This window comes from Clostridium puniceum (genome assembly GCF_002006345.1).
Lineage (GTDB): Bacteria > Bacillota > Clostridia > Clostridiales > Clostridiaceae > Clostridium > Clostridium puniceum.
On sequence record NZ_LZZM01000212.1, the window covers coordinates 75,575 to 89,765 of the forward strand.

Below are 14,191 nucleotides of genomic sequence, written 5' to 3' on the forward strand. Positions count from 1 at the left end.
TATACTCTCCTTTCTCATTAACATAAATTATTCAGTTTCTTTTCTTCTATTTGACATCAACACAAAAGGGGTCCAAATCACGATAGCTACAGCTAAAATAATAATTTGCACAATTATACCTTTCCAGCCATATGATAACATTGCATTAATAAAGATAGGTAAACCAAATGGCGCATCAACAGTATTACATGTTAAAAATCCTAATTTAATTGCACTTAAAGCAATACCAGCTGCAATACCAGAGTTAATAATAAACGGAATTGCAAATACAGGATTTAAAACAAGTGGCAATCCAAATACAATTGGTTCTCCAATTCCACATATTCCAGGTAATAATGCCATTTTAGCAATCATTCTATGATCTTCTCTCTTCGAGAATTTTAAAATTGATAGAATTAATGCTAAACTAATTCCTGCTCCACCGCAAACAACAAAAATTGTCCAAAATCCTCTCGTAATAGGCATTGAAGGAATTCCTCCAGCATTTAATGCTGAAATATTTGCAGCAATGGCTGAAGCAGATAATGGACTACGAATTGGCTCAATAATTAATCCACCATGAATCCCTAAGAACCAGAACAACTGACTAAGAATAGCCATAAATATAACTCCTAATGAACTTTGGAAAACAACTTCTAAAGGAGCTTGTGCAACAGAATAAATCCATTCATTTAAATAATAACCTGTTCCTAATTTGAATAAGTTACCTAATATTGCAGATAAGACAAGAATAATGAAAATCGGGATTAATGTATTAAATGATATAGCAATCCCTTTCGGTACTGAAGATGGCATCTTAATTTTTATTTTTTCAATTTTTAATAATTTATTAAATAATTGAGTAATAACAACGGCGATAAACATTCCAACAAATAATCCCTGAGCACCTAATGAAGAAGTTCCGAGACCAGCCCCAATTCCTTTTAATTCTTCTATCTTGACAGTTATCGTTGATGGAACAACCGTTAAATAAGCACATAAACTTAATACACCAGTTGTAAATTGCGGCATTTCATTAACTTTTGCTAAATGCATTGCAATTAGGAATACAATAGGAATTGTCATACATGAAACAGTAGCAAAACTTAACACATCAAATGCTGGTTTTAAATTTGCTAACCATGGAATCCATTGTGCAAGCCCAGTTTTTGGGTTTGCAACTAATGAATTCAATAGTGTTCCAAAAGATCCTACAATAATAAATGGGACAAAATCTGTAAATGCATTTTTTATGCTTCCTAAATATTTATTTTCATCTATTTTTTCAGCAAGCAATAATAAGCCATCTTCAATTTTCGAAAAGTTTTTCATAAATTTATCCCTCCTGATATAATTTTTCAGCCTGACATAACACTGCTGCACCATCACATTTTCCATATGAAGGTGCATCTATAACATCTACTTTTGCTTTATCTCCCACTAGTTTAGTAACCCTTCTTAATATGTGACGAACCTGTGGCCCTAAAAGTAACACATCAAAGTTCCCTAACTCATCAGCTATTTCTCCTTCTTCTACTGCCCAAATCTTATATTCCTTACCTTGTTGTGCTGCTGCCTCTTGCATTTTACTTACCACTAAACTAGTAGACATTCCTGCATTACATGCTAACATAATTTTCATATTACTAACCTCTTTCCTTTAATTCTTTTAACATTTTATAAATATTAGTAAATTCTTTAGCTTGTTCAAGCATAATCATTGCTGTGGTTAAATGGTCTTGGGCATGAATAAGAATAACATTAATATCCTGTTTTTCTCCTCTTGCTTCACCTTGAATCATTTCAGTTTGCGACTTATGAGCAGCTTTCAAATCCTCTGCTGCTTCTGTAATTAAAGATTCTGCTTCTTGAAAATTAAATTCTCTTGCACTTTCGATTGCCATTAAAGATTTTGATTTTGAGTTTCCTGCATTTAAAATCAGTTCAAATGAGCTTTCATATTTGTTTTTCATGTGTATTCTCCTTTATTTTTTTTATCTAGTGCACTTGATACTTTATATTTAGAATATAAACCTTTTCAAAGCATTTCTCCACCAGTTTTATTTCCACTTTAATTATGGAAAAATTATAATTATAATGGCCTGCTCTGGCTACTGCTTATATTTATAAACTATAAAAGAACATATACTCTAATAAGGCATAATATATATATTGTTATAGTCAACAAAGTACGGAAAAAATTACTCTATTAAAGGTCAGCTCAATTTAATGCTAATAAGGTTATTACAGATAAAAAAGAAGAAAGTGTATTAATTACACTCTCTTAAAATATGAATCTAATTTCTATTATCTATTTTTTAATCCAAAATTCATAATATAAAGCTTTTTTATTATAGTTCTACTTAATTGTCTTCTGAGTTATATGGTTCTCAAACAATTCTTCTGCATATTTTAAAACAGCCGTCGCATCTAATTGACCATAATCTTTTACTCTAATAACACCTATTGGTATTCGTCCTTTTGCCATTTTTTCAACTCTCTTTAATATATGACGAACTTGCGGCGCTAATAAAATAACATCAACTCCATCAATTTCATCTTTTAAAATCCCTTGATCAACAGTTTTAATATTATAATCTTTCCCTTGTCTTTCACATTCTTGTATAATGCCTTCTACAAGTATACTTGTAGACATACCTGCGCAGCAACTTAATAGTATATTCATAAAAACCTCCTATATAGTTCTCTCTATCTCTTTTATTATAGAACAAAATATATTGTAATCCTTATTTTGTATTAAATCTTTAATATATTTTTTATTTGTGAATAATTTGCTTGTTACCTTATAAATATATTGTAAATCACGATCTTCTTTATTTGTTATTGACATAAGGTAAATCAATTGAACTTTCTTTTTATTCCAAACTATTGGCTTATTCAATATCACTAAAGAAATAAAGGTATTTTCAGTAAGAACTTTATACGGATGCGGTAAAGCTACCATATTGCCAAATTCCGTTGGCGAAAGTTTTTCCCTTTTCATAATTGCTTCATAAAAGTCATCTGGTATTCCAGTCTTTACTTGTTTAATTTGTTTTACCATATATTTAATAACTTCTTCTTTACTACTAAAGTCAACATTAGTAGTATATAGCTTTGGATCAAAAAAATCTAATAAAGATTTATTACTATTCTTTTTGAAAAATTCTCTAATAGTCTCTAATTCCAAATCCTCTAAAAAATATGTAGTTTCAAGAATAGGTACAGGGATTGTAAAATTAATAGGAACTGTTGTAATTACATAATCAATATTTTTAAAGTTTATATTTTTTAAATTTAAAATATCAGTCGTTATCACTTTATTTAAATACTTATCAAATTCCTCTTGAAACTTGTAACACAACAATTTCGCTGTTCCTCTTCCAGATCCACAAACAATTACAATATTCTTCTTATTTACTATTTTCTTTTTTCTTTCCAATGCAAGATTAAAATGTAAAGCAAAATAACCAATTTCACTATCAGAAACTGATTTTCCATATGTTTTTTCTAAAATATTGCATGCGCTAACTGCTATGTTATAGGCTAATGTAGCTCTTGTCTTTATCTCTTTAATAATAGGGTTATGAAGAATCAGGCTATATTCCATCCTAACTTGAAATGGAATAAGATGCAACGCTAATACCATTCTCAATTCTAAATCATCAAAGAAATTAATCTTATAGGTTTCTTTTACTTCTTTTAACATATTTAGAACTATATTATTTATTTCTTCACTTATTACTCTATTCTGAGTCGATTTACCTTCATATATTGTCTCTTTAGCAGCTAAATGAATTGCTATATAATAAACTTCATCATTTGGAACAGAGATATTAAAACTATTCTCTAGTTTTTGTAATATACCTTTTGCTAAATTAAGTTCTTTTTCTTTTACTAATTCTTTAATTTGATAGTCTATCGGCACATAATTATTACCCTGTACTCTTCTTAATGCAGTATAAATATGAATAATCAGGTTCTGAAATGCTGTATCTGATATTGAGTAACTTTCATTTTCAAACGAATACGTTAATATATTTGCAATTAATTTAAGCCATTCAATACGTTGGCTTTTTTCTAGGTCTGATTGTAAAACTCCTGTATTATCCATAGCATAATTAGCCAAGCATAACCTTAAATCAAATTCACTACCTTCAACTTTTATACCATGATTTGGTTTAGTATTTAGCTTCAAATTATATTCTCGTAACTGTTCTCTAACTTGTTTTAAGTCTAATGAAAGACTTGTTTTACTCACGTACAACAAATTACACAGATCTTCAATTTTTATGTAAGAATACGATTGCAATAAATATTCCATAAGAAATTTTACTCTTTCCTCGGAAGTTTTAGGTATTTTATGAGAGGTTATATCATTTATTTGAGATAAATAATCTTGATAAGCTTCTCTATTTTCTACTATTAAAATATTCCCACATTTCGGTTTCCTTACAATCTTTGCACCATGCATCTTCAATACTTGGTTAAGTTCCTTTAATTCATTTCGCACAGTTCTTCCACTTACATCCAATTTTAACGCAATATCTTCAGAAGAAATGTATTCATTTTCTGATAAAAAGTTCAAGTAATTTCTTTCACGATTATCCTTCACTTTATCACTCTCCATACATTAATTATAAAACGATAAAATTAAAATTCCATTCAGATAATTTCCATATTAATTATGGAAAATTCATATTAATCATTATGGCGTGTCTTAAAACAATATTACCCTATAATATTTGCACAAAATAAAAATATTATGTATCTATTATAATTAAATCTAATTTTATATTAAAATCAAAACACTATAATTATATTATATACTATTTATTAATAATCAAAGAATTTTAAGCCTTCAAAGATGCTATAAATCACAATAAAATTCAAATCTAGGAACTCTAGAAAGATCAAATGAATAATATAATACTATATAACAATAAAAAATACGACCACCTGCAAACAGCTATTTAAGCTATATACAAACAATCGTAGGTTTCATTGGCGGAGGCGAAACACGACCTTTAAACTCCACCAATTTTTCTATCTTACTTTAGCTGAATTTGCTCATTCCACCACACAATTTATATAATTCTGCCATTGCTAGAAATAACATTTTTATACCAATAAAAACTTTTCTTCTTACTTCGTTTTAAAGTACCGTTTCCTTTATTATCTTTATCAACATAGATAAATCCATATCGTTTTTTCATCTCTCCAGTACCATTACTAACTAAATCAATACATCCCCATGTAGTATATCCTATTAGTTCAATACCATCAACATTCACTGCATCTCTCATAGCCTTAATATGTTCTCTTAAATAATCAATTCGATAATCATCTTCTACATATCCATTAGAATCTGGAGTATCAGCAGCGCCTAACCCATTTTCAACAATAAACAATGGCTTCTGATAACGGTCATATAATAAATTCATTGTAATTCTAAGCCCAAGTGGATCTATTTGCCATCCCCATTCACTTGCTTTTAAGTATGGATTCTTTAGTGTAGCAAATACGTTTCCTTCTGTTTGCTCTGACTCAATAGGATTTGCACTAGTTAAGCGAGAAGAATAATAACTAAAGGAAATAAAATCAACAGTATTTTCTTTTAATAACAATTCGTCTTCATCTTCCATTTCTATAGTAATATTCTTTCTCTCTAGCATCTTCTTTGCATAACTTGGATATTCTCCACGAGACTGTACATCTATGAATAAATAGTCTTCTCTATCCTTTTCAATTGATTTCCATACGTCTTCTGGCGCGCATGTATTGGCATAAGTAGTACCCGCTGCTAGCATGCACCCTATCTTAAACTCTGGATTTATTTCATGTGCTAATTTAGTTGCTTTTGCACTTGCAATTAATTGATGATGTGCTGCTTGATACTTAATAGCTTCTTCATTTTCATCTTCTTCAAAAACCAAACCAGCTCCTATGAATGGCAAATGTAACAACATATTAATTTCATTAAATGTAAGCCAATACTTTACTTTATTTTTGTATCTATTAAAAATTACTTCACATAATCTTTCATAGTAATCTACCATTTTACGGCTTCTCCAAGAGCCAATTGTCTCCACCAAATGCATTGGTACATCAAAATGAGTTATAGTTACTAATGGTTGAATACCATATTTAAGACATTCATCAAATACATTATCATAAAATTTTAAACCTTCTTCATTTGGAACTACATCATCACCATTAGGAAATATACGTGCCCATGAAAGAGATAGACGGAATGCTTTAAATCCCATTTCTGCAAATAGTGCTATATCTTCCTTATAATTATAATAAAAACCAACTGCTTCATGACTTGGATAAAAATATTCATCATCACATTTCATCATTTTCATTTTTCCATTCATCACCTGAAAACGATCTTTACCTGCTGGAATTACATCAACAGTAGATAACCCTTTATTTCCTTCTAAATATCCTCCCTCACATTGGTTAGCAGCAGTAGCTCCTCCCCATAAAAATCCTTTTGGAAAACTGTTTGCCATACTTCTCCTCCTATTGTTTCTTTAATCTTAATACATTATTAATTACATTACTTAATATTCTCTGTGGCTCTAAATGAACTAAAATTTTAGCTACAACTCTCTTCTATGCCATTAGATAATTCCCTATCATTTTTTTCACTTCTTATATTACAACCTATAATTGCCACCAATATAAGTATTACCCCTATCCATTGCATCCAATTCACATGCTCTGATAAAACTAATGAGGACAAAGTCACAGCCACTGGAAGCTCAGAAGCAGATAGTATTGTTCCAAGTCCTGGTCCAACATGGGGCATTCCAATTGAGAATAAAAGTGGCGGAAGGACAACTCCAAATACCCCAAGTATCAATCCATATTGAGTTAATCCTTTTAGTACAGAAAAGTCGAATAAAAATTTTGGTGGAAACAATAAAAATACGACTATTAAAGCACCTGTGGAAAGAAGTGCACTTTTTAATACTGGTGGTGTATCCTTCTCAACTGAACTGCTAAGAAAAATAAACACTGTATAAGTGAATGAAGCAAGCAATCCCCAAATTGCTCCCTGCCATGAAAAAATCCCTCCTTTCTGTGAAATAACATTTGCCGCCAAAACAGAACCAATCAGTACAATACCTATGGACATAAGTTTTTGTTTCCTAGGTTTTTTCTTATTAAATATCCAATCAAATATTGCACCAATCCAGACAAATTGAAATAGAAAAATTATTGCTAATGAAGCATTAAGTGTTTTTAATGATTCATAATAAAACAAACCTGTTAACCCAAATGGAATCCCAGATAAAACAAGCTTTAAAGTTTGTTTCAATGATAATTTTTTCTTTTTTGTAAATAGAGCAACACACCATATAAGTACTGTCCCAAAAAAATATTGTCCTCCTGTTACCTCTATTGATGAAAAACCTGCTGAATAAGCAAGCTTTACAAATGTTGATAATATTCCATAACAACATCCTCCTAAAAAAACAATTAATGCATAATGCCATTTTTTCAAAATTATTCCCCTTTCTTTAAAACGCAAAAAAGCCACACAATTATCACATTAATAATTGTGTGGCGAAAATAGAATCTCTCTAGAAAAATCCACATCCTAAAATGGTTTTATTATTTAATTTTTTATTAAAGTATAAAACCATTAATGCAAATTGTCAAGCAGAACATTTTAAATAAACTTCAAACAAACACTTTTATTTTTAATCTAATCATGCAAATAGTTAAATGTACCATATTATATAAAATTTATTTCCATGATCCAACTAATTCTACGTAACAATATCCAGTTGTTTCTTTACCTTTATAAGTACCTTTTACTGTACTAGCCCCTTCATATTTATTAAAAATTTCAAGTTCAGCTATGAGTTCCTGTTCTCTTGGAACAGGAGTAACTTCAAGACAAGCATCTAAAGATGGTATTTTTACTATCCAATGGGTAGGATATCTTTGTCCAGATTTTGTACTTAACCAATAATTAGATTCACCAACTGATAGTGGTTCAACTGAAACTACACTTTGAGACCCATCTGGATGAAGAATTGTAGCCCAAGCGTTTTCATTTCCATTTGAATGATCAACAGTATCCCAAAGACTTATCTTATCTCCATTATCAAGATTAATATCCATCCAACTCCAGTGACCAGCAAGATTAATTGTCTGTTTTTGCCACTGACGATCAAACCAAGAAGTTCCATTTATTTCATATGTTTTATCTTCTATTGTTATGGTTCCTATAGTATCTAATGTAGGAAGGGAATATTGATAAATATTCATATCAAACATAGGAAAATATCCCGTGCCGCCATTATACAACGGATATCCAACAGGGCTAAGCATTACATCTACTTTTCCATTAGGCATCGTAGCTTGTATATGCATTCGATCTAAACTACCTGACATTGATGCATTTAGTGCTTTCATATTGAATTCTTTATCTGAAATTTCAATGTCAGACAAAGGAAATAATTTATATTCTCCAGAATACCATCCTGTAGTTTCATTAGTAATTGAAAGCATAGAATTAAAAATGGGCTGCTGATCTTTCATATCTAATATCATGAGATGAACTAAAAAATTTAACTTATGCTCTTCTGCTTCAAAATGCCCTATTACAAACCATGAATTATTATTAAAATCTTTTTTCCAATAAAGGTCTTCTACCGGTTTTACAAAAGGCACTATACCTTTCCCGTTTTCCCCCAAATTTTCAAGTAAAGTTTTTTGATTTTTTTTCATATTTTATTATCCTTTCACTTATATAATTTGAGTATATTTCTCAAAATGTGTTTACACCACTTAAATTATACAACCTTGCTCTATTTAACTATTTTAAATAAGGTTACATTATTGCATGTATATTCTACATAATCAAAAATATAATTTTAAAATTTTATTTTAAATTTCCTAACAATTTACCTAAATGGCGTCCAAATGTCATGGATCTTCCTGCTGCAACACCTACAACAAGTTCTGGATATGAATTAGCAAAAAATCCGCCACTGTCATTTCCAATTGCAAAAAGTCCTTCTATTGGCTTCATCTCCTTATTTAATACCTGCATATCTGTATTTATTCTAAGACCATCCATTGTACAAAGTAAAAGTCCTCCTACTGTTATTCCCAAAAATGGTGGTTTAATAATAGGCCTCATACGTGAAGACTGTTTTCCAAAATCATCATCATTTCCTTTCTCACACATTTGGTTATAGCGTTCTATAGTTGATTTTAAGCTATCTTCTGTAATCATAAGTTTTTGTGCAAGCTCTTCAACAGTATCTGCCTGCTGCATATACCCTTCCTTTAATAAGTCAGCATGTAATTTTTCCATAAACTTCATAGGCATATTGTGTGGATATTTTTGTGGATCTACAATTACTCTTGAACATCCTATTGTATGAAATGCTAATACATCTTCTTTCCAATTTGAATCAAAAATAGAACACCATACTCTGTCTGGCTGCATACTTGCTGCATGTATTCCAAAGTCATATGGAATAGACTCATTACTGTACCTTTCACCAAATTTATTCACCTTAAGGAATGGCTGACTTCCAAGCCAGAACATCTTTCCATCATAAGGTTCTCCTGAAGCTCCTCCTGGTCTTACTGCTGCACGGTCAAAAATCATAGCTGTTGATATGATGTCTTTAACTCCGCCAACCTTAAGTCCAACTCTAAGTCCATCTCCCGTAATTGCTGGTGCCGTATTAATAGATGCTATATTTGATAAAGCAACTGGATTTAATTCCTTCATCATTTCTAAATTATTTGAATATCCGCCAGTAGCAAGAACTACACCTTTTGATGCATTAATTCTTACATATTCGCCATCTTTGTTTTTTGCAATTATTCCGGCTATTCTGCCTTCTTCATTAATAATATCAATCATAGGAGTTTTAAGCATTATCTTGACACCAGCACACTCCATCTTGTTTAATAATATTTTCAATGTTTTTATATTGTTTTCTGGATTAGCATTGAAAAATGAATGACAAGTCGTCCATTCTTTCATATACTCATCTTCATTTATATCTGTTTCAAGATATACTCCCATTCCATTAGACGTCATTATATTGCATAACCAGTCCATCATTTCTCCGCTTTCATCTGCCCAAAGATTTATTAATCTCTGATCTACTCTATATGATGCATGACGGCATAAATAATTTACGATTTCATTTCTATCAATTTCTACTCCATGTTTCTTCTGAATCCTTGAATTAACTGCTCCAATAAATTCACGTGGAGGATAACAGGAATTATTTTTTTCAACTAAAATAACCTTGCATCCATTTTCAGCTGCTGTAAGTGCAGCCACAATTCCTGACGTTCCTCCGCCACATACTACAACCTCTGTGTTAATCACTTCTGTAATTTCTATATTTCCATACTTATTCATATAACTCCACCTCACTCTAAATACTCTTGTTACTGAATTTAACTTGATTTAATAAAGATATCTTTTAAAATATTAAATTATACTTTATAATTTAATTAGTAAATAATTATTTACTAATTAAATAGTAAATAATTATTTACTATTTGTCAATAAAAAATAAATTATGAGGTGAAATAAATGAAAGAAACAGATATATCTAAAACAACAAGCGAGCTTTTTAAGCTTTTATTGCAGTTTCAGAAAAAATTATTGAAACCTTCTGAAACAATTATTAGGGCTGAAATAAGTCCCACTCACTTCTATGCACTTTCTATTCTAAGATACAATCCAATGACAGCAAGTGCACTTACAAAAGAAATTGATATTTCAAAGCAACAGCTTACACCTATACTGGATAGACTTGAAAAACATGGTTTTATTACAAAAAAAAGTAGTTTATTAGACAAAAGATCTATGATAATAAAACTGACTGATGATGGAATTGATTTTTTAGATAAGCAGAATGAATATATTAACACACTTTTAAAAGATCGAATTTCAGTGCTTGATGATGATAATATTGCTTATTTGGCAGTAACATTTGAAAAATTAAACTCTATTCTAAGCAAAATTTAATTTTCACTTTAAACTTATTTTATAAAAGTATATTGAAATTTTACAGCAATCTGCAAAAAAAATGTTTATCAATTAAATTCAACTTTTTCAATATAGGAAAATAATTTTAAGGTATTCTGTAAATTGCAATTCTGATTATAAAATATTTTATTACTTATGATACGGTATTTTACATCATAAAAATACCATATCATAAGTAAAATCAAGCACCAAGACCATTATTCTCATTTATTTTATGGTACGATTCACCGTATCAGCAGCAAGTAATAGCCCTTTTGGTCATATATAATGCTTTACCCTTCCTATAATACATCTATTAAGAGATGAAACTACTCTTGCTACTCTATAGGCAAATTAATACTTGGTGGTTTTATTATAATTCTTATAAGTGCTTTTAAAAAATCAGTTTGGGTTAAATTTTTAACTTTATTTATAAAATAACAAAATATAAATTTTCATTAAAAATTTCCTCTAATCTATAGCAATTAAATTTGTATTGCTTTGCTTATTCTTTAATTTTATAATAATTTCTATAGTATCTAATGTAAAGTAATCACTAAAAAGTGCTATAGTATCCAATAAGAAACCATTAAGAAAGGAAGTATGTTTAGCTGGCTAAGGAATTACCTGCTTGTCCTGTAGAAATGACTTTGCAGCTTATAGGCAATAGGTGGAAGGTATTAATAATGAGGGATTTACTTGAAGGGACAAAGCGTTTTGGTGAATTAAAGAAATCCGTTGGATCAATAACCCAAAAAGTCCTTACTCAAAACTTGAGAGAAATGGAAGCGTCAGGATTACTAATTCGTAAAGTATATGCAGAAGTTCCTCCAAGAGTTGACTATACACTAACTGAACTTGGATACAGTTTAAAGCCTATACTTGATGCTATGGTTGAATGGGGAACTTCTTATAAAAATAATATTCCATAAATTTAATACTTTATCTCAAGATTCACTTGATAAGCAGTTCTTAAAAAATTCTTCAAATGCTACACTTGCAGTAAGAACATATGCTCCCAATACTGGTGGTTTCAAAGCACCAATAACTATAATAGCAACAGCTCTGACAGCACACGCTTTTATGAAACATTTCTGTATGCTTTCGCCAGAAGTAAATACTTATTTTTCTTAATATTTATACATTGAATTTTTTCTTCTTGACAGGCTCTATTATGTTCATACCTATACTATTAGGCTAATCACATTCAATTCAAAAACTTTGTTACTTGCTCCATATTAATAATGTTGTATTGTTGAAAATTTATTATATATTATTTAATTGGTTATTGAATAAATATCTGAAAATTCTATCTCAATTTTCTCCACATTACTTTTAAATAAAAGCTTATCTTTAAAATCTTCTGTTTTAACTAATTCTACTGGTAATTCTATTGTAAATTCGCTTCCGTGTGACTCAACACTTGTTACACTTATTTTTCCACCATGCATTTCAACAAATGATTTCACTAAATATAGACCAATTCCAGTTCCTTCACATTTTCTAGAAAGACTATTATTTGCTTGCCCAAAACGTTCAAATATAACATTAAGCTTATCTCTAGGAATACCCTCTCCCTCATCTTTTACTCTAATAATAACACTTGTTTTTTTATCTTCAAAATTCACATATATGTGCCCTTTAGGGTAACTATATTTGAGAGCATTTGATATTAAATTTAACATTATACGTTCGGTCATATCATAATCAAATGCCATAATTTTTTCTTCGACGTCTGTATCAAATATAAGGCTTATGTTTTTGCTTTTTATATATAAAGCTACAGATTGAGTAATCTCTTCAATGACACTTACAATGTTACCATTTCTTTTATTTAACTTAATCAAACCAAAATCATAATCTAGCTTTGTTATATCTAAAAAATTATTTATTATTCTAATCATTCTTAAACAATTTTGTTTTATTGTTTTCAAGTATGATTCACATTTATCTATATTCTCGAATTGATAGTTACTAAAATAAATATTAATTGTTTGGATAGCTGAATAAATTACATTAACTGGAGTTTTGAGTTCATGAGACATGTTTATAAAAAAATTCATTACAAGATTATTAAATTCTCTTGATTCATTAAGTGATTTTAATTGTTTTTCCATATCTTCTTGTAAAGATTTGACCATCTTTTCAGAAGTTATATCACGCAAAAATGTCATTATTGAAGGCTGTCCTTTATAAGTAAAAAAAGATGATGTATTAACCACAGGAACAAATTCACCATTACATTTTAATATATTTTCTTCTTCTATAATCTTTGATAGCCTATTATAAGCAATATATGAGTATTTCTTTTGAAGTCTCAACTCTGGATCTGCTACGTAATGATTGTAAAGATTTTTTCCATTTAAATTTCTCGAATTCTCATATCCTAATAATTTAGCTGCACTTTCATTGGCATATATAATAATTCCATTTCTATGTACAATAATTGCGTTTAATGAATTTTCAAATAACATGTCATAACAAATTTTATTATTTAATAATAAAGCTTCCATTTCTTTTGTTTGCTCATCCTTTTCCTCTAATTCACTACTTAGCATATTAAGAGTATCATCTTTCGTTTTATTATTTTTTAATTCCATATCAACATAATATCCAAGTATCAATGCAACAAAAATAAATATACCTACCAATATTAAATCCTTTTGAAAATATACATTAATTCCATCTTCTATTGGCGCATATAGTAAATCAACCCCAAGTATAGATAATGATGAAACAAACGAAGTAATCATTCCATAGTAAGAACCATATTGCATAGCTGATACTACTATTAATAAAAGAAATAGATACTTATATTCTCCTTCATACTTTGTAAATAAATACATTGGTAAAGAAATTATGGCCATAAAAAAAATATTTTCTAAAAGCCATGAAATTCTGAATTTATTTAGTGATTGATATATATTATAACTACTTATTTTACAACTTAGTATTATTATACCAATTATAGTCAAAAGAATAGCTGATGAATAAAATGTAAATTCTCCATTATTTTTTATATTTAAATCAATCCAATATTTAGGTAAGTTAATATATACTATAATACTAATAAAAATTATTATTGAAACTTTTGTAATACATAATGTGCTTGATAAATTGTTTTGATTTATTGAGACATTCATAAAAGGACCTCCTAGAATAGTATAAAAAACATGAAATAAA

General features: G+C 29.3%; 13 protein-coding genes. 3 read left to right on the forward strand and 10 right to left on the reverse strand.

Translation table 11 applies throughout. The annotated features are described in order from the left end of the window. Positions 1–27: 27 nt before the first annotated feature. From CLPUN_RS21945 to CLPUN_RS21985, 9 genes are all read right to left on the reverse strand, one after another. Positions 28–1,311, reverse strand: a complete 1,284-nt coding sequence (locus CLPUN_RS21945; RefSeq protein ID WP_077849357.1) for a PTS sugar transporter subunit IIC — start codon at positions 1,309–1,311, stop codon at positions 28–30. Positions 1,312–1,315: 4 nt separating this feature from the next. After that, complete coding sequence (locus CLPUN_RS21950) at positions 1,316–1,621, reverse strand: PTS sugar transporter subunit IIB (RefSeq protein WP_077849358.1); 306 nt, start codon at positions 1,619–1,621, stop codon at positions 1,316–1,318. Between the two features lie 4 nt (positions 1,622–1,625). Beyond that, positions 1,626–1,952 carry a PTS sugar transporter subunit IIA gene (locus CLPUN_RS21955; RefSeq protein ID WP_077849359.1) on the reverse strand — a complete coding sequence of 109 codons (327 nt, stop codon included), beginning with the start codon at positions 1,950–1,952 and terminating at the stop codon, positions 1,626–1,628. Positions 1,953–2,338: 386 nt separating this feature from the next. Next, positions 2,339–2,665 (reverse strand): PTS sugar transporter subunit IIB, encoded by a 327-nt coding sequence (locus CLPUN_RS21960; protein ID WP_077849360.1) that lies wholly within the window; start codon positions 2,663–2,665, stop codon positions 2,339–2,341. 9 nt (positions 2,666–2,674) lie between these two features. Next, positions 2,675–4,594, reverse strand: coding sequence for a BglG family transcription antiterminator (locus tag CLPUN_RS21965; RefSeq protein ID WP_158078821.1), 1,920 nt, complete (start codon positions 4,592–4,594; stop codon positions 2,675–2,677). Between the two features lie 472 nt (positions 4,595–5,066). Further along, positions 5,067–6,497: a 6-phospho-beta-glucosidase gene (locus tag CLPUN_RS21970; protein ID WP_077849362.1), complete on the reverse strand. Its 1,431-nt coding sequence runs from the start codon at positions 6,495–6,497 to the stop codon at positions 5,067–5,069. Positions 6,498–6,583: 86 nt separating this feature from the next. Further along, positions 6,584–7,495, reverse strand: a complete 912-nt coding sequence (locus CLPUN_RS21975; RefSeq protein ID WP_077849363.1) for an EamA family transporter — start codon at positions 7,493–7,495, stop codon at positions 6,584–6,586. 245 nt (positions 7,496–7,740) lie between these two features. Further along, positions 7,741–8,730 carry a lipocalin family protein gene (locus tag CLPUN_RS21980; RefSeq protein WP_077849364.1) on the reverse strand — a complete coding sequence of 330 codons (990 nt, stop codon included), beginning with the start codon at positions 8,728–8,730 and terminating at the stop codon, positions 7,741–7,743. Between the two features lie 154 nt (positions 8,731–8,884). Then, a complete protein-coding gene (locus tag CLPUN_RS21985; RefSeq protein WP_077849365.1) occupies positions 8,885–10,393 on the reverse strand; it encodes an FAD-dependent oxidoreductase in 1,509 nt (502 codons plus the stop codon). 177 nt (positions 10,394–10,570) lie between these two features. On the opposite strand from CLPUN_RS21985, the gene CLPUN_RS21990 reads away from it, so the two are divergent. From CLPUN_RS21990 to CLPUN_RS22000, 3 genes are all read left to right on the forward strand, one after another. Beyond that, positions 10,571–11,008: a MarR family winged helix-turn-helix transcriptional regulator gene (locus tag CLPUN_RS21990; RefSeq protein WP_077849366.1), complete on the forward strand. Its 438-nt coding sequence runs from the start codon at positions 10,571–10,573 to the stop codon at positions 11,006–11,008. A 611-nt stretch (positions 11,009–11,619) separates the two neighbouring features. Then, entirely contained in the window at positions 11,620–11,940 is a 321-nt protein-coding gene (locus CLPUN_RS21995; protein ID WP_077849367.1) for a winged helix-turn-helix transcriptional regulator, read from the forward strand. Further along, a complete protein-coding gene (locus CLPUN_RS22000) occupies positions 11,894–12,142 on the forward strand; it encodes a hypothetical protein (RefSeq protein WP_143329103.1) in 249 nt (82 codons plus the stop codon). Before CLPUN_RS21995 ends, CLPUN_RS22000 begins: the two co-directional genes overlap by 47 nt. A 143-nt stretch (positions 12,143–12,285) precedes the next feature. Here CLPUN_RS22000 and CLPUN_RS22005 read toward each other — a convergent pair whose 3' ends face one another. Continuing rightward, on the reverse strand, positions 12,286–14,151 hold the full coding sequence (locus CLPUN_RS22005) for a sensor histidine kinase (protein ID WP_077849369.1): 1,866 nt from the start codon (positions 14,149–14,151) through the stop codon (positions 12,286–12,288). Positions 14,152–14,191: the final 40 nt, after the last annotated feature.